The following is a 21538-nucleotide window of genomic DNA, read 5'->3' as shown; positions in this document are numbered from 1 at the left end:
ATCTGAATCTCTTGTGCACATAATCACTGCGCACCGCCCACCCGAGTGCCGCATCGTTCAGCCTGGTAGCAGGAGGCAAAACGATGGCCAATCAGGACGTAGGGCGCGACGGTGAAAACCTCGCGGTGGAGTATTTGAGCGCGCACGGTTTCGAAATCGTCGAGCGCAACTGGCGCTGCATCGCGGGCGAGGTCGACATCATCGCCCGAGACGGCACCACCGGTGTCATCGCCATGGTCGAGGTGAAGACACGGCGTGGTCTGCTCGCCGGCCATCCGTTCGAGGCGATCACGGCGAAAAAGCTTGCGCGGATGAACGCCGTGGGGGTGCACTGGCGAGAGCAGGCGGGCCTGCACGAGCGCGTGCAGCTGGATGTCATCGGCATCATCCTGCGCGGCGCCGGCCCCGCCGAAATCGAACACCTGCGAGACATCTCGTGAGCGTGGGAAGAACCTGGGCGGTTTCGCTGCTCGGTATTCAGGGCTCGATGGTCGAGGTAGAGGCAGACGTCTCGCAGAGCCTGCCACGCCTGGTCATCATCGGGCTCGCGGATCGCTCGCTCGGGGAGGCCGAGGGGCGGGTGCGCCTCGCCGCCAACAACTCGGGCTGCCGGCTGCCCACCGGCCGCATCACGGTCAACCTCTCTCCCGCGGGTCTTCCCAAAGCAGGGGCGGGGTTCGACCTCGCGATTGCGCTGGCGTGCCTCGCGGCCGATGCCCGCCTCCCGCTCGCCTCGGTGGCCAGCGTGGTACACCTGGGCGAGCTGAGCCTCGACGGCCGCCTGCGGGCCACGCCGGGCATCCTTCCGGCGGTATTGGCCGCGCGGGATGCCGGGTATCCCCGCATCATGGTGCCGGCGGCCAACCGTGCCGAGGCCGAACTCGTGCCCGACACCGAGATAATCCCCATCGAATCGCTGCGGGCCGCCGCCATCTGGCACGGCGCCGATCTCGAGCCCGAAGATCACGATGCCCCGCTCATGCGGGGAGGGCTCGAGAAATCGACGGAGCCGGCATCGGCCGGCACGGCGTCCGCACTGATCCGCTCCCCGCCCGAGCCCAGCCTGGCCGATGTCCTGGGCCAGACCGACGCGGTCAAGGCGCTGATCACGGCCGCCGCGGGTGGGCACCACCTCGGCATGGTGGGGCCGCCGGGTACCGGCAAATCGATGCTCGCAGCCCGGTTGCCCTCACTGCTTCCAGATCTCCCGATCGACGTCGCCCTGGAGGTCGCCTCCGTACAGTCGTTGGACGGCGCCAGATTCGATTCCGGTATCCCGGTTCGTCCGCCCTGGGAGGCACCGCACCACAGCGCCTCGGTGGCGTCGATCATCGGTGGGGGAAGCACGCTGATCCGCCCCGGTGCCGCGGCGCGCGCGGCACACGGCGTGCTCTTTCTCGATGAGGCGGCGGAGTTTCCCGCCCACGTGCTCGACATGCTCCGTCAGCCGCTCGAAACCGGCGAGATCGTGATTCATCGCGCCATCGGAGCAGCCACGTTTCCCGGCCGATTTCAACTGGTACTCGCCGCCAACCCCTGTCCGTGTGGCTACCACGGCGAGAAGGCCCGCCGGTGTGACTGCCCGCCGCAGTCCGTCCGGCGCTATCGTGGCCGGCTCTCGGGGCCGCTACTCGACCGAATCGACATTCAGGTGCGCGTTCACCCCATCACCTCGGCGCAGCTCAACCTCGCCAGAGACTCACCCCGGTATGACCATCAGGCGCTCCGCGAGGACGTCAGACTCGCTCGTGAACGCGCGGCCCATCGCCTCCGAGACACTCCCTGGACCCGCACCGCCGACGTGCCCGGAAGCTGGTTGCGCGAGGGCACCCACCGGGTTTCCTCGGCGATGCTCTCGCCGCTAGACAAGGCCTTCGCCGCGGGTCGACTGAGTATGCGTGGCTACGATCGCGTGCTTCGCGTCGCCTGGACGGTCGCCGACCTCGGCGCCCACGCGGCCCCCACCCTCGACGACATCGGGGAGGCCCTCTTCCTCAGAGACGGCCTCACCGTGTGACCACCAGGCAAAACAGAGAGGCGAACCATGCCCATCCCACCCACGGTATTTGGTCTTCCCCGCGACCGCGTCATTAACGCCGCACGCGCGGTGCGTCAGACCTCGCGGGACGCCCTGTCCGATACCAACACCGATGACGCCCGAGACCACATCGATACGTTTGCGCGCGCGGCCTGGTCATCAATCGTCGAGCCCGGAGACTCCACCGCCTCCGAGCTCATCAACATCCTCGGGGCCACCGCCGCGCTGGATGCGCTCGTGCGCGACGAATCCGCGCACTACTGGGCCTCGATTCTGCTGGAGCGTCACGCGGGCGACCTCGACTCGGCCACAACCCTCGACGGTATGCACCGGGCACTGGAACGCTGGCAGCCACGCCTCGTCGCCAATCGAGTCCTTGACCTCCTCGAGCGCGCCCAGCGCACCGAAACTCTCGTCCTCGGCCCGTTCGATCACGAGTGGCCCCTCGCCCTGAACGACCTTCGCCTGCACACACCGCTCTGCCTCTGGGTGCGCGGCAACCTCGACACCATCGAGTCGGCACGCAACTCCGTCGCGCTCGTGGGTGCGCGCGCCTCAACCCGGTACGGCGAGGAGGTGACCCTCGAGATCGCGTCCGGCCTCGCCGTCCGCGGCTACTGCCTGGTGTCCGGCGCAGCCTACGGCATCGACGCCATCGTGCACCGTTCCGCATTTGCGAGTCACGGCCAAACCATCGCAATCGTGGCCGGAGGAGCCGACCGCCCCTATCCGAGCGGGCACGCCGACCTCCTTGCCCGCGTCGTACGCGATGGCGCCGTGATCTCCGAGGTTCCCAACGGCACGGCACCCACCCGCTGGAGGTTCCTGCAGCGCAACCGACTGATCGCCGCCCTCACCCGCGGCACCGTGGTGATGGAGGCGGGGCAGCGCTCCGGTTCGCTCAACACGGCCAACCATGCGGCCTCGCTCGGACGCCCCCTCGGGGCCGTTCCCGGCCCGGTCACGAGCACCACCTCGGCCGGCTGCCATCGCCTCATCCGCGACTATGCGGCCGCGCTCATCACCGACGTCGACACCGTCGTGGAACTCATCGAACCCCTCACCGGCCCCAGCGCACCCGCGGGCGTCCATCCTCGCACGGACGCTGATACTCGCCGAGGTTCCAGCCAGCCTCCCGGTGTCGAAGCGGTCGAAGTGCCCGGTGGCGGTTCGGGCTCCGCCCTGCCTCCCGAAGCCGACAACCGTGCCCGCGCTCGCCCAGGCATCAATCTCGCCGCATCCGGCGACCACGCTGGCGGTGCATCGAGCAGCGCGCCCGGGGATAAAACAGCCGGTGTTAGCCCCCAAAATCCTCGTCATACATCCGCGGGCGAGGAAGGCGAGGGCACGCCCACCGCCGAAGTCGAACGAAACCAGGGCGGAGCCGAGGCGATCAACCCCAACCCGGAATCAGCGGCGCCCGCCGTCACCTCGCAGAGGCGCACCCCGTTCTCGCGAACTCGCGTGGGAGGGGTCCCGCCACCGCTCTCGGCCCGAGCGCGAGCCGTGGAATCGGTGGAGGTCGCCCGGGTTCGCGACAGTCTCAGCCGCCGCCGTCCGCGAAGCGCCGAGGAAATCGCGGTCGATTCGGGGCTGTCCCACGAAACCGTGCGCTCCGCACTCGGTCTCCTCGCGGTCCAGGGCGAAATTGGCGGGGGTTCCGACGGCTGGACCCTCCGCGACGCCGAAAAGCACAGATAGGAGGTGAAACGAATGCCGTACGTGTTGAACCTGCACGCCTGGTTCAATTAGGTTGGTCGAGTCTGAATTGACTGGGAACTCCCGATGAATTGTGTTTTGGGAGAGAACGTAATTCACACTCATGGACTGATCTGGATTACTGGGGGAACCAGTCCGCGTGCCGGGCAGAGCTGCCCAAATTGAAGGGGAAAATGAACGTTATTATGTTGTTGACGCTCGTCATCGGGTTGAGCGGAGTGGTGTGGTGCCTTCTGCTAGTCGTCGTAGAGATTGTCACCTGGTCGTCTATTCGAGAACCGAAAAGGCGGAGCTTTAGCCGCATTCAGTTCGAAGCAAGACAGAGCCAGACCGTTATCGCCCCGGCGCTGGGCGCGCTCTATTCTGGGTTGTTCATTAGTCTCTCCGCCTCCTTTATCTTCAAAGGTCTCACGCCGGACGGGGGAGCAGACGAGTCTTCCCACCTCTGGAATCCCTTCATCGGGGTTGTCCTGTTCTTCGCGGGGGCCGTGACACTGCTGTTCATCTTGTGGGTGTTTTTCAAGGATCGGAGCGACTCGATCAGCCTTGCGCAGGACCCCTTCTCAATTCGTGCCGCCGCGGAGGAGTACATTAGCGCCCCAGAGCAGGCATCGTTGAAACCCGAGGATCTCGACACTCAGCTCAAAAACTGGGTGCAGAGAAAGGCCGCCTACACAATGGGGGTAGCGCCGGGACGTCCGAGGGAGAAGAACACCCGGGGGGAGGACCAGCGTGTCCGCAGAACCACCGCGCTAGAAGCAGCTCTGACCAAATCGGAAAACTCGCAGGGACGGCGGCAGGGCATTGTGAACTCGTTGAGGATCTACTACAGGGCGGCACGTAGATATCGACTCCGATTCATCTGGCCCGCGGGGGTTTCTGCAATTCTCTTGGTCGGAGTCGTTTGGATGGCCCTGGACCAGCCGGAGGTTCTTATCTCCAGCTCCGGCTGGGGAAGTCCATGGCTGATGGTCATTATCGTGGCGGTGGTGGAAATGGTTGTTGTGTTGGCATACGCGGTATTTCGAGGTAACCGCGCCCGCTTGTGGTATCGCGTCTATCGGTCCGCGCAAACGGGGGCGGAGCACCAGATCAGGGCGGCGCACGAGGTCAAAATCAGTCAGGTCTCCGAAGAGCAGCGTCTCCGGGAACTCGTCGATCAGCTAGAGAACATCCTGGAAAAGACCCGTACTGAGAGCGCTCCAATTGACGGTGCGAGGGCACGAGAGATCATTAGGCTGGGAAGGTTCCGCCTGGTCAAAGACTAGAAAACTGAGATTGGGCGCGGCCTCTGCCGGTCTGTGACACCATGGAACCATGGACATTCGGAGGTCGATCGAGGAATACCTCGACGTCGTACAACTTGAGCGCGGCTACTCGCCCGCCACGGTTACGGCATACGCGTCCGACCTCGGTGCCCTCGCGCAGTTTGCCGAGGAACGCGACATCGACGACTGCGCAGGCATCAGCCTCGAACTCCTCCGCGACTGGCTGTGGCAGCTCAGCCGAAACGGACTCGCCCCACGCAGCCTTGCCCGGCACGCGGCATCGGTACGAGGCTGGAGTGCCTGGCTGGCAAGAACCGGGAAAACGTCCCATGACGCCGCCGCACGGCTCCGTGCACCCAGCGCCGGGCGCACGCTCCCCAAGGTGGTGCCTCAGGACGCACTGCGTGAGCTCCTCGACGACCTCCGCACCCACGCCGCCGAAACCAACGACCCCCTCGCACTGCGCGACAGCGCAATCCTCGAGGTGCTCTACGCCACCGGAATCCGCGTCGCCGAACTCTGCACACTCAGCCCACACGACATCGACCACCAGCGCCTCACCCTCCGCGTCTGGGGAAAGGGCGGCAAGGAACGCATCGTGCCCTTCGGCGCCCCCGCCCGAGCCGCCCTCGAGGCGTACCTCGTGCGGGCCCGACCCGGCCTCGCCCATATCGCCGAAGAAAAAGCCCGCCGAAACACCGCCGCAGTCACCGACTCCGCCGCCACGTCCTTGGTCGCAGGTGACCCGGCGCGCGCGAACGACCGCGTATTCCTCGGTGCCCGCGGCGGAGCACTCGGCACACGGGCCGCCTACGGCATCGTCACCACTCGACTCGGTGCCCTTCCCGGTTCACCCACCTCCGGCCCACACACGCTTCGGCACAGCGCCGCCACCCACCTCCTCGACGGGGGAGCGGACCTCCGCACCGTCCAAGAAATGCTCGGACACGCCTCCCTCGGCACCACCCAGATCTACACCCACGTCTCGCGCGAACGCCTCCAAGACGCCTACCGGCTTGCCCACCCGCGCGCCTAACGGCCTGAACTCGACTGTGCCGCCTACCGGCTTGCCCACCCGCGCGCCTAACGGCCTGAACTCGACTGTGCCGCCTACCGGCTCGCACATCCGCGCAACCAGCACCCCGGGCACGGCACCCCGCCCGAAAAACAGAAGGGCACCCCGGCGGCCGCAGCTGCCCGCCGAGGTAGTGGCGGGCAGCCTGTTGCGGTCTTGCCAGGATGCGTTGCGTCCGTTTGCGACAAACGGCGAACGGATCACTATCGGGCGATAGCTGAACCTGATCCGTTCGTGATACACAATCTAATGATAAACATTAGGTTAGGCAAGCCTTATTTTCAATTTCGTCCGTTTGGGTGTTTCCACACAGGAAGTCGAGCCTAGTTTGGAGTCAACAGAAAGACGCGAACCGAGGCCCCAAAATAGAGCCGGGGATTGACATACTCATCGTTGAGTTTCACTCCCACGTGCAGGCACTCGGTGGGGCACACCCCGCCCGAGGCAACGACGCCCAGAACGTCACCCTGGGCGACGGGCTGCCCCGCCTCTGCCTCGGAGGACAGCGGCTCATACGTGGTGCGCAGCCCGCCGGGGTGCTCGATCGACAGCACCGGGCGGTTGACCACCGTACCCACAAACGCAATGGTGCCCACCGCCGGAGCGCGCACCACCTCGCCCATCGTGGCCGACAGTGCGATACCGCGTCGGCCGGGTCCCCAGGGTGTTTCGGGCGCCTGAAACTCCCAGAGTGCCACCGTCGGCGGCGGGATCGGCCACGGCCAGCGCGATGTGCGCCCCGCCTGAAGAACCCCGCGAGCGTGTTCCACCCCCTCGCCTGCGGGGGGAGAAACGGCTGAAGGGACAAAAACGGCTGAAGGGGTGGAAAAGGCGAGGCGGGAGGGAGGTGCCAAGGGTGTGGAAGAGAGGGAAACCACACGGATTGCTGCGTGCGGTGGGTCGGCGAGTGGCTGGGCGCGGGATACAGTGCCAGCGCCAGCGCCAGCGCCAGCGCCAGCGCCAGCGCCAGTGCCCGTGCCCGTGCCGAGCGACAAGCCCACCGTGAGCGTGAGCGCGGCAGTACCCAGCGCGCGAACCGGGGAGAATGGGAAGATCGTCATGGTGTCGATCCTCGGTGAATACCGCGGCGAGTGGGGCCCACGGACACAGAATGTGCACAACCGAGCTGGAGCCCTCGCCTGTGTAAACGGGTGAGGGCCCGAGTGCGCCGCCCGGCCGCTAGAGTCGCGCGATTTCCTGCCGCGGACGCACCGCAATGTCGGTCAGCTGGACATCAGCCGGGGCATCCACCACGAAGCGCACGGCCGCGGCCACCGAGGAGGGCTGAATATAGCGCTCCGGCGTGTAAGAAGACGGCGGAACGAGGGAGCGCAGCATTTCGGTGTCGGTCTGGCCCGGGGCGACGGTGGCCACGCGAATCCGGTGTGGCTCCTCATCGATGCGCAGCGTGTCGGCAAGGGCGCGCAGCGCGTGCTTGCTTGCGGCATAGACCACGCTACCCGGAACGGGGCGGGTGCTCGCGCCCGAGCCGATGAAGATTACCGTGCCGGCTCGCTCACGCAGCGTCGGCAGCAGGATGCGGGTGAGTTCCGCAGCGGCCACCACGTTGAGGGTGAGCTGCGCGGCCCAGTCGGCGGGGGAGGCCGTCTCGACGCTGTGTGCGGCACCGATGGCGGCCGCATGAACCAGCACATCCACGGCACTGGCGTCACCCAGCTCGGCACCAATCGTCTCCGGCCGCGCGAGATCCACGCGGCGGGAGTCGACGCCGGGAAGGAGTGCCAGCTCCGCGAGCTTCTCACCCGAACGGCCCAGCGCGATCACATCGTGGGTGCGGCTCAGATCCCGCACAATCTCAGCCCCCATGCCGCCGGTCGCACCGGTGACAATCGCGCGGGGGCGAGGGGCAACGCCCTCCACGGAACGGGTATCCGAACTGCTCATGGTGCTCTCCTTCTGCGCGCTCACGGCTGGCCCGCACCCCTCACGCTATCGCGCCTACCCGACGCTCGCGAGCCCCGCTGACCACGGGGATGTGTGACGACGCATGAGGTCATAGTTTGTCATTCCCGTTTTCTGGCGCGAATACGTCGGTACTGTCAGGTTTACGTTTTTACCCACCCCAACAGCCACCATCCCTCGTGTCGAGCCACCCCTTGCGGCCGCACGGACATCGCCAGGAGAAACACACATGCCTAAACCGAGACGCATTCTCGCCGGACTCGCCGCCGCGACGGTGCTTGCCATCGCGCTCGCCGGATGCTCCGCTAACGCGTCGCCCGCGCCGGGTAGCAGCACCGAGGCGGGTGCGCCCGTTACCGGAGGCACCCTGGTCTACCTCGAGCACCAGACCCACACCGGTCTGTACCCGCCGGGAGCCGGCTTCTACCCCAACGGCGGCATCGTCAACAACATCGCCGACCGCCTGGTGTATCAGGACCCGAAGACCCTCGAGTTCGAGCCGTGGATCGCCTCCAAGTGGGAGTCCAACGCCGACGCCACCGAGTACACCTTCACCATCCGCGATGGCGTGACGTTCTCCGACGGCACCCCGCTGGATGCCGCAGTCGTTGCCAAAAACTTCGACCTCTACGGCCTGGGCGATCCCGCCCGCGGCCTCACCGTTTCCGAGGCCATCAACAACTACGAGAGCAGCGAGGTGGTTGACAAGAACACCGTCAAGTTCCACTTCTCCGCCCCGTCGCCCGGTTTCCTGCAGGCCACCTCGACCATTAACTCGGGCCTGCTCTCGGACAAGACGCTCGACCTCACCTTCGAGAAGTTCGGTCCGGGTAACGCCGCCAACATCATCGGCTCCGGCCCGTTCACCGTGGAGAACGAGAAGATCGGTACCGGTCTCGACCTCGTGGCCCGCAAGGACTACAAGTGGGCCCCGAAGAGCTGGTCCAATCAGGGCCGCCCCTACCTCGACCGCATCCAGATCACAGTGACCCCCGAGGCGAGTGTTCGCGTCGGTGCGCTGCTCGCCGGCCAGGCCGGACTCGTCCGCAACGTCGAGGCTCAGGATGAGCCGCAGGTCACCGGTGCCGGATTCGAGGTCTTCGCCCCGCAGACAAACGGTGTGAACAACGGCCTCAGCCTGCGTTTCCGCAACGAAAAGCTCTCCGACATTCGGGTCCGTCAGGCTCTGATTGCCGGTATCGACCGGGCCGAACTGGTCAAGACCATCTACACCAAGAACTATCCGCTGGCCACCTCGGTGCTCAGCAAGACCGCACTCGGCTACGTCAACACCGAGGATAAGTTTGCCTACGACCCCAAGAAGGCCGAAACCCTCCTCGACGAGGCCGGCTGGAAGCTTGGCAGCAACGGCATCCGCGAAAAGGACGGCAAGCCGCTGACCCTCGTGGTCAACGAGGCAGCCCCGCAGCCGCGCTCCTTCGACGCACTGACCCTCGTCAGCCAGCAGCTGAAGAAGGTGGGTGTTGACCTGCAGATCCTCAAGGCCGATGCCGGCACCTACGCCAAGGCCATCCAGGATGCCGACCAGGTGCAGATCTACCACTCCATGGTTGGTCGCGCGGACCTCGACGTCATCAAGAGCCAGTTCTACTCCAAGAACCGCAACACCCTCCTGAACCGCGACAACTCGGATCAGTCGATCGGTGACCCGAAGCTCGAGGAGCTGCTGGAAGCTGTGGCCTCCACCGCCGACCCGAAGGCCCGCATCGAGGCGAGCCAGACCGTCCAGAAGTACCTGGCGGACGAGGCCTACGTGATCCCGTTCTTCGAGGAGCCCCAGGTCTTCGCCGCGGCCACCTACGTGCACGGATTCGCCTCCGAATCGGTGGGTCGCCCGAGCTTCGACGGCGTCTGGATCGACAAGAAGTAACTCACGAGCCCGGATCATCCCACGCGGGGTGATCCGGGCCTTCCGTGTTTCCCTGAAAGGACACCTCAATGAGGTATGTACTGGGCCGGTTGGGCCAGGCCGCGGCCGTGCTGCTCGCCGCATTCACCGTCGCATTTATTCTGCTTCAGGCGATGCCCGGCGATGCCATCATGATCAAGTTCGAAAACCCCGAGCTGGGGCTCTCGCCCGATCAGATCGCCGCCCTGCGCCAGGCATACGGCGCGGATACCCCGCTGCCCGCGCAGTACCTGCACTCGCTCCTGGGGTTTCTCGGGGGAGACTTCGGCTACTCGATTCAGAGCGGAACCCCGGTCAGGCAGCTCCTCGCCGAGGTGGTACCCGGCACTCTGATTCTCGCGGCGCTCGGTTTCGTCTCGGCCGTGATTCTCGCGGTGGGAATCACGATCCTCGCCAACCTGCCCGGTCTGCGTCGCATCGCCGATGTCTTCCGCTCGCTGCCCTCGCTGTTTGTCGCCGTGCCGGTCTTTTGGCTCGGTATCGTGCTGATCCAGGTGTTCTCCTTCCAGCTGCGCCTCATCCCGGTCATCAATCCCGGGCCGATCGAGGGCCTGATCCTCCCGGTGCTGACGCTCGCGGTGCCGATCTCGGCCCCGATCGCGCAGATCCTGATCCGCTCGGTGGACGACGTGCTGGGCTACCCCTTCGTCGCCGTGGTGCGCGCTCGCGGCGCAGACCCGTGGTGGATTCTCTGGCGTAACGTCGCCCGAAACGCGGTGCTTCCGGCTTTCACCATGGCCGGTGTGCTCTTTGGCGAGCTGATCGGTGGAGCGGTTGTCACCGAGACGGTGTTCGGTCGCGCGGGCGTGGGCCGCCTGACCGCGGACGCCGTGACACAGCAGGACACCCCAATCTTGCTCGCCATCGTGCTGCTCTCGGCCACCGCGTTTGTGGTCATCAACCTCGTGGTGGATCTCCTCTACCCGGTGCTCGACCCCCGCCTCGGTCCCCGCCGACGCGCACGGGTCGCGGCACCCCGCGAACGAAAGGTGGTGTCGGTATGAGTATCGACGAACGCGAGGCCGCGGCCGAACGCGAGATCTCGGTGGGCGGCACCGCTCCGGCCGAACGAGACGAGCGTGCCGCCCGCCTGCCCGACCCCTTCACCCCGCAGCGTCGCAGCCTGCGCGAGCGCATCGGCCGGCCCCGTATCGCGGTGGTGCTCTCCGTGGTCTGGCTCATCCTGGTGGTGCTGTGGGCACTGTTCCCCTCCGTCTTTACGCCGTTCGACCCGATCGCCGGGAACGCCGCCGAGGCGCAGCAGGCCCCGAGTCTCGCGCATCCCTTCGGCACCGATGCCACCGGGCGCGACATGTTCTCCCGGGTGGTCTACGGCTCGATCAACTCGCTCTCCGGCGCCCTGATCGCCGTGAGCGTGGGCTTCGTGATCGGCACCGCGATCGGCGTCTTCGCGGGTTCCTCACGCCGCCTGGTGGATGACATCCTGATGCGCATCGTCGACGTCTTCCTGGCGATCCCGTCGCTGCTGCTCTCGCTCTCGATCATCATCCTGCTTGGCTTCGGTACTGCTCAGGCGGCCATCGCGGTCGGTTTCACGAGCGTCGCGGCATTCGCGCGGCTCTCGCGGTCCGAGGTGGTGCGCGTGCGGGGTACCGACTACGTGGAGGCGGCCTTCGCGAGCGGCGGACGCTTCCTGCCGGTGCTGTGGCGACACGTGCTGCCCAACTCCCTCAATGCCGTGCTCGCACTGGCTGCACTGCAGTTTGGTACCGCGGTGCTCTCGATCTCGACCCTCGGGTTCCTCGGCTACGGTGCGCCGCCGCCCACGCCCGAGTGGGGCCTGATGATCGCCGAGGGGCGCAACTACGTGGCCACCGCCTGGTGGCTCACGACCCTGCCGGGTGCCGTGGTTGTGCTCGTGGTGCTCTCGGCAAACCGGGTGAGTGCGGCCATCGCCGCGCGGGGACGCATCTCGTGATCCCGCGCGCACTTCGCATCACCCCCTCCATCCGTCACTCCGCAGCGAAAGGACGCACCCAATGACCACCCTGCGAATTGAAGACCTCCAGGTGTCATACACCGTGGGGCGCGAGCGCCTCGACGTGGTGCGCGGAGTGTCCCTCGAGATCGAGCCGGGCCAGCTGCTGGCCGTCGTGGGGGAGTCGGGGTCGGGCAAGACCACGACCGCCCAGGCCGCCACCGGCCTGCTCGCGAGCAACGGTGCCGTTACCGGAGGCCGCGTGCTCATCGGCGAACACGACGTGACCGGCTGGAGCGAGAAGCGCTTCCGCGAGCTGCGCGGTCGCTCGATCGGCTGGATTCCGCAGGACCCAAACAACTCCCTCAACCCGGTCAAACGGGTTGGCGAATCCGTCGCCGAGGTGCTGCGGATTCACCGCTGGAAGGACCGCGCCGCGCGTCGGGCGCGAGTGATCGAGCTGCTCGACTACGTGGGCATTCCGAACCCCGAGCTGCGGGCCAGGCAGTATCCGCACGAGCTCTCGGGCGGGATGAAGCAGCGGGTGCTGATCGCGGGTGCGATCGCGCTCGAACCGGCACTGCTGATCGCCGATGAGGCCACCAGCGCACTCGACGTGACGGTGCAGGCCACGATTCTCGACCTGATCGACACCCTACGCCGCGACTCGGGGACCGCCGTCCTCATGGTCACTCACGATCTGGCCGTTGCCGCGGACCGTTCGGACCGCCTGGTGGTGCTCCGCGACGGAGTGGTGCAGGAGGCTGGCGAGACCGAGCGCGTGCTCGCCGACCCCGCAAGCGCATACACTCGGCGCCTGCTGCGTGACGCCCCGTCGTTCGCCTCGCTCTCCCTGGCGGACCCCCTCCGGCTGAATGTGAGCGAAGGTGCGGAGGCGGGGCTCCCTGAAACCGTTCCCGCGGCACACTCCGCCGAGATTACGGCCGAGAATCGTGCGAAGGAGAGACTCCGTTTGGTCCAGCGTGATGCGCTCCCGTCGAGCATTGAGGCCTCGGGAGACGCCCTGGGCCTCGCGGGACACACCGCGACCCCCGCGCCCGTCGTGGTTGCCCGCAACCTGGTTCAGAGCTTCGGCCACGGCGGCGATGCCCAGCGCGCGGTCGACGATGTGTCCTTCAGCATTGCGCCGGGAAGCACCCACGCGATCGTCGGGGAATCCGGATCGGGAAAGACCACCACCGCGCGCATTGTGCTCGGGTTCCAGCGTCCCACCTCGGGTACCGTGCAGATCCACGGTCAGGAGATCACGACCCTGCGTGGGAACGCGCTGCGTGAGCTGCGCCGCCGGGTGCAAATGGTGTACCAAAACCCCTTCGGATCGCTCGATCCCCGGCAGTCCATCGCGGACATCGTGATCGAGCCGCTGCGCAACTTTGGCATCGGCGACGCTGCCTCGCGACGTGCCCGCGCCGCCGAGATCATCGATCAGGTTGCACTCCCCGCCTCGGTGCTCACCCGTCGGCCACACGAACTCTCCGGCGGCCAGCGACAGCGCGTCGCGATTGCGCGCGCACTCGGCCCTGGGCCGGATGTCGTGGTGCTCGACGAGGCCGTTTCGGCCCTCGACGTGACCGTGCAGGCTCGCATCCTCGAGCTCCTCGGGGAGCTGCAGCGCGAACTCGGGGTGAGCTACCTGTTTATCTCCCACGACCTCGCGGTGGTGCGGCAGCTCTCGCACACCGTTTCGGTGCTGCGCGGCGGCCTCGTGGTTGAGGAGGGACGAACGGACAGCGTGTTCGACCGCCCCGAACATGAGTACACCCGCCAGCTCATCGCGGCGATCCCCGGCCGGCGCGCTGCCGCAACCGGGGCGCTGCGCAGCGCCTCCTAGCCCGCGCCGCCGCACTGCCCACTGCGCACTCCGGCCCGTCTCGGGCCGAGCGTCATACATCCCCACAGCACGAAAGAGATCTCCTCCCATGCCCGAACTCGCCTTCTTCACCCGCGTACTCGATGATGCCCCCGCCCCCGAGCGCTACCGGCTCGCGATCGAGCAGATTCAGGCCGCGGAACGCCTGGGCTACGACAGTGCCTGGGTGGCGCAGCATCACTTCAACGGCAACGAGGGCGGCCTGCCCGCGCCGCTGGTGCTCCTCGCCTCGGCGGCCGCGCAGACCTCCACGATTCGCCTCGGCACCGGCATCATCACCCTGGGTATGGAAAACGCGGTGCGCGTAGCCGAGGATGCCGCGGTGCTCGATGCACTGTCGGGGGAGCGGATCGAACTGGGTTTTGGATCCGGCGGAACACCCACCTCGTTCCCCGCCTTCGGCCTGGACTTTGAGGAGCGTCACCGCGCGTTTGATGAGAACTTCGAAACGCTGCGGCACGCGCTCCGCGGTGAGCGTTTCGGTGCGAGCGACAACCTGCTGTATCCGCCGGCGCCCTCACTTGCTGATCGTCTGTGGTTTGCGACCTTCAGCGCACCCCTCGCCGTGCGTGCGGGACACGCGGGGCTTGGCCTGCAGCTCTCCCGCTCGCAGCCGCGTCCCGCGGACAACCCCGATGCCACGCTTTCAGAACTCCAGCACCCCATCGTCGACGCCTATGAGGCGGCACTGCCGGCGGGTGCCCCGCGTCGCGTCTCAATCGCGCGCAGCGTATTCATCTCGGATGACCACGAGGCCGCGCGGGAGCTTGCCGAACGCCGCTACCGGGTGGCTCCGCTTGCCCGCTATCAGCTGGGCGATGAGGTGGACACCCTGGGGCGCGACGACCTGCTGCGCAAACTCGATGTCCACGTGGGGGATGTCGAATCCGTCGCCGCCTCTCTTGCCGCCGATTCGGTGCTGCAGCGCGCGACACAGCTGTCCTTCCAGGTGCACTCGGTTGATCCCGAACACGCCCTCATTCTGCGCTCGCTCGAGCTGCTGATCACGGAGGTCGCACCGAGGCTGGGCTGGCGCTGATTTCGCGCGCGGTCCGGTAGCGACAGGAGCACATTCGATTTCGGTCAGGGGAGGGGCGCTCACCAGCGAGCGTCGATAGAGTCTCGGAGCATTGTCGCGGTGGCTGGCCGGCGAGGTTGGCCATCGCGGCCCACACCTCCAGACACTGCTGAAAGTTGCTCCCATGACCGGTCCCACCGCGCCCTCTCCGACCCCCGGGCCCGATCGGTCCACGCCGCGTGCCGGGCGTACCGGGGCGTGGGTGTCCCATCATCGTCCGCTCGTTGTTGCCCTCTTTTGCCTTCTCGCCGTGATGCTGAGCGGTGGAATGATCATCGTGGCCTGGATCGGGGGCGGCGATCACCTGTTCGCGTCCGCCGAACAGTCCACCTCGCAGACCGCCCAGGCGTCGGCGAGCACGGGTGCCACCGAGTCGACTTCCCCGAGCGCATCCGCTCGACCGACCACTCCGGCCGAGGAGGAGGAAGAGGAGCCCACGGAGGAGCCCGTGACCGGGGGCGGAGGTGCCCCGGAGGACTTCGACGAGGATGCGCTGCGTGCGGTGATCGCGGCGGAAGACACCACGGCCCAGCGCATCGAAAAGGTCACGAACGCGCTCCTGGGAGGGCGCGCGGGAGACTGCGCGATTGGCGACTGCCTGCGCAGCGTCACCTATGACGGTGCCGGGGCGTACACGATGATTCTGGGATCGAAGATCGAGGCGCGATCCACCACTCCGGGGGATCTCATGTCCATGATGCGTGCGACGGGCTCCATCGTCACCTTCGCGGTGAGCTCCTCGGATGCCGCCGACTTTGCGCGACTAACGATTAGAACCCGTGACGGTTCGCTCCAGGCCACGACGCCCGTGGCTCTCGGCGACTAGGTTTTCGGCATCGCGGGTCGTGGCCGCGACCCCGCAGCGCGGATACGGGGAAAAAGCGGGCCGTCCGCGCGACGCGCGGGAGTTCGGCATCGACGCCGATCCTGCTAGGATGTGAAGAGCGCCTTCTTCTGAGGGCGACTACGCGTGCACGGATCACGCACAACCCCCTTCGGTCACCCTCGGTTTCGAGGGTCTGTGGGGCTGTGCCCGGTACCAGGCTACGCACCGTCGGTGCGTGGATCAACCGAGAACTATATAAAAGGAGAACGACCATGGCAGTCGTTACCATCCGCCAGCTGCTCGACAGCGGCGTACACTTCGGACACCAGACCCGTCGCTGGAACCCGAAGATGAAGCGCTTCATTTTCACCGAGCGCTCGGGCATCTACATCATTGACCTGCAGCAGTCGCTGGGTTACATCGACAAGGCCTACGACTTCGTCAAGGAGACCGTCGCTCACGGTGGCACCATCCTCTTCGTTGGTACCAAGAAGCAGGCTCAGGAGTCCATCGCCGAGCAGGCAACCCGCGTGGGTCAGCCCTACGTGAATCAGCGCTGGCTGGGTGGTCTGCTGACCAACTTCAACACCGTGTCGAAGCGCCTCGCTCGCATGAAGGAGCTCGAGGAGCTGGACTTCGAGGACACCTCGAAGTCGGGCTTCACCAAGAAGGAACTCCTCATCAAGAAGCGCGAGCTGGACAAGCTCCACAAGTCGCTCGGTGGTATCCGCAACCTCACCAAGACTCCGTCTGCGCTGTGGGTTGTTGACACCAAGAAGGAGCACCTCGCAATCGACGAGGCTAAGAAGCTGGGTATCCCGGTTATCGGTATCCTCGACACCAACTGTGACCCCGACGAGGTTGCCTACCCGATCCCGGGTAACGACGACGCCATCCGCTCCGTCAGCCTGCTGACCCGCGTGATCGCCGACGCCGCTGCCGAGGGCCTCATCCAGCGTCACCAGAAGCCGGCCGAGGGCCAGGCTGCTGCCGAGCCGCTGGCCGAGTGGGAGCAGGAGCTCCTCGCCGGTGCCGAGGCCGAGGCTGCCGCTGAGGCGCCCGCCGCTGAGGTTGCCGCCGAGGTCACCGAGGTTGCCGCTGAGGCAACCGACGCAGAGTCCAAGTAACAACCGAACCACGAGGGGTTAATACCATGGCTAATTTCAGCATTGCCGACCTGAAGGCCCTCCGCGAGGCCCTGGGCACCGGTATGGTCGACACCAAGAAGGCGCTCGAGGAGGCCGGCGGAGACGTCGAGAAGGCCACCGAGATCCTGCGTCTCAAGGGTGCAAAGGGTAACGCGAAGCGTGCCGACCGCTCCACCAGCGAGGGCCTTGTTGCCACCACTGAGAAGGACGGCGTCACCTACCTGCTCGAGCTCGCTTGCGAGACCGACTTCGTTGCCAAGAACGAGCGCTTCGGCAAGCTCGCCGACGACGTGCTGGCCGCGGTTGCCGCAGCCGGTGCCGACTCGGTCGAGGCTGCCCTGGCCGCTCCGGCCGGCGACAAGACCGTTGCCGAGCTGATCAGCGACGAGGCCGCCATCATCGGCGAAAAGGTTGAACTGCGTCGCGTCGGTGCCCTGAAGGGTGACGCGTTCGAGGTTTACCTGCACCGCACCAACAAGGACCTGCCGCCCCAGCTGGGTGTCGTCGTGGCCTACACCGGTTCGGACGCCGAGACCGCTCGCTCGATCGCGCAGCACATCTCCTTCGCGAACCCCTCCGTTCTGACTCGTGACGACGTCCCCGCCGACGCCGTTGAGAAGGAGCGCGAGATCGTGACCGAGATCAGCCTGGCCGAGGGCAAGCCCGAGGCCGCACTGCCGAAGATCATCGAGGGTCGTCTGACCTCCTACTTCAAGCAGGTTGCCCTGCTCGAGCAGGACTACGCCAAGGACAACAAGATCAACGTTGCCAAGGTGCTCGAGGATGCAGGCCTGACCGTTACCGGATTCCTCCGGTTCAAGGTCGGCGCCTAGTCTCACCCGATAGGAGTCCGGATTGCATTTGCGATCCGGACTCCTTTTCGCTGTCGCCAGCCAGGGGCGAACCACTAGCCTGGACTTTACATACGAACCACCGAAAGGGAAATAACCATGGCCTCGAGCGAAAAACGACGCGTCCTTCTGAAACTCTCGGGTGAGGCCTTCGGTGGTGGCTCCCTCGGTGTGAACCCCGACGTGGTCAGCGCCATTGCCAAGGAGATTGCCGAGGCGGCAAAGACCGTCGAGATCGCGATCGTCGTCGGTGGCGGTAACTTCTTCCGTGGTGCCGAACTCTCGACCCGCGGCATGGACCGCGGCCGCGCCGACTACATGGGCATGCTGGGTACCGTGATGAACGCCCTCGCCCTGCAGGACTTCCTCGAGCAGGCCGGTGCCACCACCCGTGTGCAGTCCGCCATCGAGATGACCCAGGTTGCCGAGCAGTACATTCCGCGCCGCGCCGAGCGTCACATGGATAAGGGCCGCGTCGTAATCTTTGGTGCCGGAGCCGGTCTGCCCTACTTCTCCACCGACACCGTGGCCGCGCAGCGCGCCCTCGAGATCGAGGCCGACGTTGTTCTGGTCGCGAAGAACGGTGTGGATGGCGTCTACACCGCCGACCCCCGCATCGACCCCACTGCCACCCGGATCGAGGAGATCACCTACCAGGAGGCGCTGCAGCGCGGCCTGAAGGTTGTCGATTCGACCTCGTTCAGCCTCTGCATGGACAACGGCATGCCGATGCGCGTCTTTGGCATGGAACCCGCAGGAAACGTGACCCGCGCCATCCTTGGCGAGGAAATCGGAACCCTGGTTCGCAACTAGTTCCCTCCCAACCGACCGCGCTCAGATACCGTTCCCGGTAGACTGTAGCGAGCCCCAAGAAACTTGAAGGAGTCCCCGTGATCGCGGAAGTACTGACCGATACCGGCGCGCGTATGGCCAAGGCCGTCGAGGTTGCCAAGGAAGATTTTGCCGGTGTGCGCACCGGACGAGCCAACCCCCAGATGTTCCAGAAGGTGATCGTGAGCTACTACGGCACCCCGACCCCGCTGGCCCAGCTGGCCGGTATGCAGAACATCGAGGCACGCACCATCGTCGTGACTCCCTACGACAAGGGTGCGCTGCGCGACATCGAAAACGCGATTCGCGACGTCCCGAACCTCGGTGCTAACCCCACCAACGATGGTTCCGTCATCCGCGTTACCCTGCCCGAGCTCACGGAAGAGCGTCGCAAGGAGTACGTGAAGCTCGTTCGTACCAAGGGTGAGGACGCCAAGGTTGCCGTGCGCAACATTCGTCGCAAGGCCAAGGAAGAGCTCGACGCGCTGAAGAGCGAGGTCGGCGAGGATGACGTGGCACGCGGTGAGAAGGAGCTTGAGGCCCTCACCAAGTCGCACACCGACGCGATCGACGAGGCTCTGAAGCGCAAAGAAGCCGAGCTGCTCGAGATCTGATTCCGTTGACCGAATCGATCATGAACTCCGGCGAGGGCGCTCGTGGCTAAGGCCACGGGCGCCCCGCTCGAGCCCGAATCCGGGGAGAACGAGGAGCACCACTCGTCCCGGGATGTTTTGCACGCCCAGATTAAGGCGACCCGCGCCGACATTGAACGCCAGGTTCAGGTCACGCGAGCTCAGATTGATCAGGTTAACGAGCGCATTGCCGCGCGTACCGGGCGAAACCTTATTCTTGCGATTCTGATCGGCCTGGGGCTCGGCGGCGCACTGCTCGTCAGCCTCATCGTCATCAAGGACCTGTTTGCACTGCTCGCGCTCGCTTTTGTGGTGTTTACCACGCTGGAGCTCGTGACGGCGCTGAGGATTACCCCGCGCAAGGTCGACCCGATCCCCAACGTGATCGCGGCCGCGGGTATCGTCGTGGCCGCCTACGTGGCCGATCCGGTCCTGATCTGGAGTTCGCTCCTCGGCGGGATCGCGGTGGTCATCGTCTGGCGCCTGATCGCCCAGATGATCGAGGCCGACGGCCGCACGGCACCGGAAATTCTCCGCGATGTGCTCGCGATCTTCCTCGTGCAGGTGTATGTGCCGTTCATGGCCGCGTTTGCCGTGCTGCTCACTCGCCAGACCCACGGAGAGTGGTGGGCGCTGTCCTTCCTCATCGTGGTCGTCTGCGTGGATGTGGGAGCGTATGCGAGTGGCCTGAGCTTCGGTAAGCACCCGATGGCCCCGAAGATTAGCCCCAAGAAGACCTGGGAGGGTCTCGCCGGTGCGGTGGTTGCCGCGCAGATCGCGGGCATCCTGTTGGCGATCTTCCTGCTCGAGACCCCGTTCTGGGTGGGCATGATCCTCGGTGCCGTCCTGGTGGTTTCGGCGACGTTCGGCGATCTCGCCGAGTCCCTCATCAAGCGTGACATCGGCATCAAGGACATGAGCTCCTGGCTGCCGGGGCACGGCGGGTTCCTGGACCGCATCGACTCGATGCTGCCCTCGGCTCCGCTGGCTTTCGCGCTGTTCATGATTTTCAGTCCGCTCTCAAGCGCGGTGTCCTAGGCTCCGTCTCGTCCCATTTTCGCGTTCGGTCGTCGCTCTGCGCGGCCCATGACGCCTTACAGGAGGTTTCTCGTGTCCACCACGTTCCCGGATAACAAGCGCGGTGTGCGCGGTTACCGTCCCGCCGACGTTGATGCCTTCCTCGAGCGCGCCCGGATTGCCTATGACGCGGCTCCCGGGAGTCCGGAGGCGCTGTCGAGCGCCGACATCCGTTCCACCTCGTTCAAGCTGGTAAAGAAGGGGTACTCCACCGGGCACGTTGATGCCGCGTTAGAGCGCCTCGAGGACGCCTTCGCGCTGCGTGAGCGCGAACTGGCACTGTCCGCGAGTGGACAGGACGCCTGGCTGACCCGGGTACGCGAGACCGCCCAGGTGCTCCTCAATCGCCTGGCTCGCCCCGAGGGGGAGCGTTTCCGCCGTGCCGGCCGACTGACTCAGGGCTATTCGGTCGCCGATGTGGATGCCTTTGCCGCGGAACTGCGCGGGTATTTTCAGGATGGTCTGCCGCTCTCTCTTGACCGCGTGCGCACGGTCACGTTCTCCGCAGAGCGGGGCGGTTATGCCGAGGAACAGGTGGATCTGGTCCTCGACGAGGTCACCAATGTCATGCTTGCGGTCCGGTAAGCGCATCGCTTTTTTGCCGACCGTCGACTAGGGTGGGGTAATCGTGGGTAAACATCGAGCTAATTCACAGCCGCGGGATCGGGCGCAGCAGCGCCGGCCGCGGATCTCGCGAACCCGCGGGCGTCGGGCACTGGGTGCCGTTGCCTTTACCGCGGTGTCTGGATTCCTGATGGTCAGCATCATTGATCCATACTCCGGCGCGACGGCCTCTCCATATTTCCAGCTTGCCGGAACGGCGGTCTCGACCGAGGCCGACCCCGGGCAGAGCCTCGTGAGTGAGGGCACGTACGAGAATACGATCTCGCGCCACGGCTACGAGATCGCGATGATCGAACGCGTGGTTGACGAGCCGGAGACCCCCGCAGACGAGCCTAAAACCCCCGGTCGCAAGGTTGTTGCGGATCCCGGCGGGGCAAAGTCGGTTGCGCTTTCCATGGTGCGATCGCGTGGTTGGGGAGACGAGCAGTACATCTGTCTCGAGCGACTCTGGCAGAAGGAATCCAACTGGCGCGTCAACGCGGCAAACCGCAGCAGCGGTGCGTATGGCATTCCGCAGGCGCTGCCCGGCCGCAAGATGGCCTCCGCGGGCGCCGACTGGGAATCCAACGCCGCCACGCAGATTAAGTGGGGGCTGGGCTACATCTCCGGCCGCTACGGGTCGCCGTGTGGTGCCTGGGGGCACTCGAAGGCGAAAAACTGGTACTAACCGCTCGATCGGGGTGATATT

Annotated in this window: 20 protein-coding genes; 18 read left to right on the top strand and 2 right to left on the bottom strand. The window is 65.9% G+C overall.

The window, feature by feature from the left end:
• The first annotated feature begins 83 nt into the window (after window positions 1-83).
• The 5 genes from D9V32_RS11510 to D9V32_RS11490 all read left to right on the top strand — a co-directional run bounded on the left by D9V32_RS11510 (window position 84) and on the right by D9V32_RS11490 (window position 6061).
• On the top strand, window positions 84-440 hold the full coding sequence (locus D9V32_RS11510) for a YraN family protein (protein ID WP_121649042.1): 357 nt from the start codon (window positions 84-86) through the stop codon (window positions 438-440).
• Window positions 437-2017 (top strand): YifB family Mg chelatase-like AAA ATPase, encoded by a 1581-nt coding sequence (locus tag D9V32_RS11505; protein ID WP_121649041.1) that lies wholly within the window; start codon window positions 437-439, stop codon window positions 2015-2017. The genes D9V32_RS11510 and D9V32_RS11505 overlap by 4 nt, the downstream gene beginning before the upstream one ends.
• A gap of 27 nt (window positions 2018-2044) precedes the next feature.
• A complete protein-coding gene (gene dprA, locus D9V32_RS11500; RefSeq protein ID WP_121649040.1) occupies window positions 2045-3739 on the top strand; it encodes a DNA-processing protein DprA in 1695 nt (564 codons plus the stop codon).
• A gap of 191 nt (window positions 3740-3930) precedes the next feature.
• On the top strand, window positions 3931-5025 hold the full coding sequence (locus tag D9V32_RS11495) for a hypothetical protein (RefSeq protein ID WP_147440459.1): 1095 nt from the start codon (window positions 3931-3933) through the stop codon (window positions 5023-5025).
• Between the two features lie 49 nt (window positions 5026-5074).
• Entirely contained in the window at window positions 5075-6061 is a 987-nt protein-coding gene (locus D9V32_RS11490; protein WP_121649038.1) for a tyrosine recombinase XerC, read from the top strand.
• 362 nt (window positions 6062-6423) lie between these two features.
• Here D9V32_RS11490 and D9V32_RS11485 read toward each other — a convergent pair whose 3' ends face one another.
• On the bottom strand, window positions 6424-6870 hold the full coding sequence (locus tag D9V32_RS11485; protein ID WP_121649037.1) for a murein hydrolase activator EnvC family protein: 447 nt from the start codon (window positions 6868-6870) through the stop codon (window positions 6424-6426).
• A 409-nt stretch (window positions 6871-7279) separates the two neighbouring features.
• Window positions 7280-8005: an SDR family oxidoreductase gene (locus D9V32_RS11475; protein ID WP_121649093.1), complete on the bottom strand. Its 726-nt coding sequence runs from the start codon at window positions 8003-8005 to the stop codon at window positions 7280-7282.
• A gap of 247 nt (window positions 8006-8252) precedes the next feature.
• On the opposite strand from D9V32_RS11475, the gene D9V32_RS11470 reads away from it, so the two are divergent.
• The 13 genes from D9V32_RS11470 (at window position 8253) to D9V32_RS16615 (ending at window position 21517) form a co-directional block, all read left to right on the top strand.
• Window positions 8253-9914, top strand: coding sequence for a TIGR04028 family ABC transporter substrate-binding protein (locus D9V32_RS11470; protein ID WP_121649035.1), 1662 nt, complete (start codon window positions 8253-8255; stop codon window positions 9912-9914).
• 68 nt (window positions 9915-9982) lie between these two features.
• Entirely contained in the window at window positions 9983-10957 is a 975-nt protein-coding gene (locus D9V32_RS11465; RefSeq protein WP_121649034.1) for an ABC transporter permease, read from the top strand.
• Entirely contained in the window at window positions 10954-11892 is a 939-nt protein-coding gene (locus tag D9V32_RS11460) for an ABC transporter permease (protein WP_121649033.1), read from the top strand. The genes D9V32_RS11465 and D9V32_RS11460 overlap by 4 nt, the downstream gene beginning before the upstream one ends.
• A 61-nt stretch (window positions 11893-11953) precedes the next feature.
• A complete protein-coding gene (locus tag D9V32_RS11455; protein WP_121649032.1) occupies window positions 11954-13744 on the top strand; it encodes a dipeptide ABC transporter ATP-binding protein in 1791 nt (596 codons plus the stop codon).
• Between the two features lie 88 nt (window positions 13745-13832).
• Window positions 13833-14822, top strand: coding sequence for a putative FMN-dependent luciferase-like monooxygenase (locus tag D9V32_RS11450; protein WP_121649031.1), 990 nt, complete (start codon window positions 13833-13835; stop codon window positions 14820-14822).
• A 163-nt stretch (window positions 14823-14985) separates the two neighbouring features.
• Window positions 14986-15687 (top strand): hypothetical protein, encoded by a 702-nt coding sequence (locus D9V32_RS11445; protein ID WP_121649030.1) that lies wholly within the window; start codon window positions 14986-14988, stop codon window positions 15685-15687.
• A gap of 272 nt (window positions 15688-15959) precedes the next feature.
• A complete protein-coding gene (gene rpsB, locus D9V32_RS11440; protein ID WP_121649029.1) occupies window positions 15960-16814 on the top strand; it encodes a 30S ribosomal protein S2 in 855 nt (284 codons plus the stop codon).
• 26 nt (window positions 16815-16840) lie between these two features.
• Entirely contained in the window at window positions 16841-17668 is an 828-nt protein-coding gene (gene tsf, locus D9V32_RS11435) for a translation elongation factor Ts (protein WP_121649028.1), read from the top strand.
• A gap of 117 nt (window positions 17669-17785) precedes the next feature.
• Window positions 17786-18499: a UMP kinase gene (gene pyrH / locus D9V32_RS11430; protein WP_183086294.1), complete on the top strand. Its 714-nt coding sequence runs from the start codon at window positions 17786-17788 to the stop codon at window positions 18497-18499.
• 77 nt (window positions 18500-18576) lie between these two features.
• Window positions 18577-19131: a ribosome recycling factor gene (gene frr / locus D9V32_RS11425; protein WP_121649026.1), complete on the top strand. Its 555-nt coding sequence runs from the start codon at window positions 18577-18579 to the stop codon at window positions 19129-19131.
• A 42-nt stretch (window positions 19132-19173) separates the two neighbouring features.
• The gene (locus D9V32_RS11420; RefSeq protein WP_245982284.1) at window positions 19174-20187 is read left to right on the top strand and encodes a phosphatidate cytidylyltransferase; all 1014 of its coding nucleotides are present in this window, start codon (window positions 19174-19176) and stop codon (window positions 20185-20187) included.
• A gap of 72 nt (window positions 20188-20259) precedes the next feature.
• Entirely contained in the window at window positions 20260-20811 is a 552-nt protein-coding gene (locus tag D9V32_RS11415) for a DivIVA domain-containing protein (RefSeq protein WP_183086293.1), read from the top strand.
• Window positions 20812-20854: 43 nt separating this feature from the next.
• Entirely contained in the window at window positions 20855-21517 is a 663-nt protein-coding gene (locus tag D9V32_RS16615; protein ID WP_342772580.1) for an aggregation-promoting factor C-terminal-like domain-containing protein, read from the top strand.
• The last annotated feature ends 21 nt before the right edge of the window (window positions 21518-21538 follow it).

Origin of the sequence: Mycetocola tolaasinivorans (assembly GCF_003667565.1) — a bacterium.
GTDB classification, from domain to species: domain Bacteria; phylum Actinomycetota; class Actinomycetes; order Actinomycetales; family Microbacteriaceae; genus Mycetocola; species Mycetocola tolaasinivorans.
This window is presented reverse-complemented; position numbering and strand designations above follow the sequence as displayed.

Bases quoted from the DNA above. Each gene is read 5' to 3' on its own strand.
- D9V32_RS11510 (WP_121649042.1), top strand. From the start codon at position 84: ATGGCCAATCAGGACGTAGGGCGCGACGGTGAAAACCTCGCGGTGGAG.
- dprA (WP_121649040.1), top strand. From the start codon at position 2,045: ATGCCCATCCCACCCACGGTATTTGGTCTTCCCCGCGACCGCGTCATT.
- D9V32_RS11495 (WP_147440459.1), top strand. From the start codon at position 3,931: ATGAACGTTATTATGTTGTTGACGCTCGTCATCGGGTTGAGCGGAGTG.
- D9V32_RS11490 (WP_121649038.1), top strand. From the start codon at position 5,075: ATGGACATTCGGAGGTCGATCGAGGAATACCTCGACGTCGTACAACTT.
- D9V32_RS11475 (WP_121649093.1), bottom strand. From the start codon at position 8,005: ATGAGCAGTTCGGATACCCGTTCCGTGGAGGGCGTTGCCCCTCGCCCC.
- D9V32_RS11470 (WP_121649035.1), top strand. From the start codon at position 8,253: ATGCCTAAACCGAGACGCATTCTCGCCGGACTCGCCGCCGCGACGGTG.
- D9V32_RS11465 (WP_121649034.1), top strand. From the start codon at position 9,983: ATGAGGTATGTACTGGGCCGGTTGGGCCAGGCCGCGGCCGTGCTGCTC.
- D9V32_RS11460 (WP_121649033.1), top strand. From the start codon at position 10,954: ATGAGTATCGACGAACGCGAGGCCGCGGCCGAACGCGAGATCTCGGTG.
- D9V32_RS11455 (WP_121649032.1), top strand. From the start codon at position 11,954: ATGACCACCCTGCGAATTGAAGACCTCCAGGTGTCATACACCGTGGGG.
- D9V32_RS11450 (WP_121649031.1), top strand. From the start codon at position 13,833: ATGCCCGAACTCGCCTTCTTCACCCGCGTACTCGATGATGCCCCCGCC.
- D9V32_RS11445 (WP_121649030.1), top strand. From the start codon at position 14,986: ATGACCGGTCCCACCGCGCCCTCTCCGACCCCCGGGCCCGATCGGTCC.
- rpsB (WP_121649029.1), top strand. From the start codon at position 15,960: ATGGCAGTCGTTACCATCCGCCAGCTGCTCGACAGCGGCGTACACTTC.
- tsf (WP_121649028.1), top strand. From the start codon at position 16,841: ATGGCTAATTTCAGCATTGCCGACCTGAAGGCCCTCCGCGAGGCCCTG.
- pyrH (WP_183086294.1), top strand. From the start codon at position 17,786: ATGGCCTCGAGCGAAAAACGACGCGTCCTTCTGAAACTCTCGGGTGAG.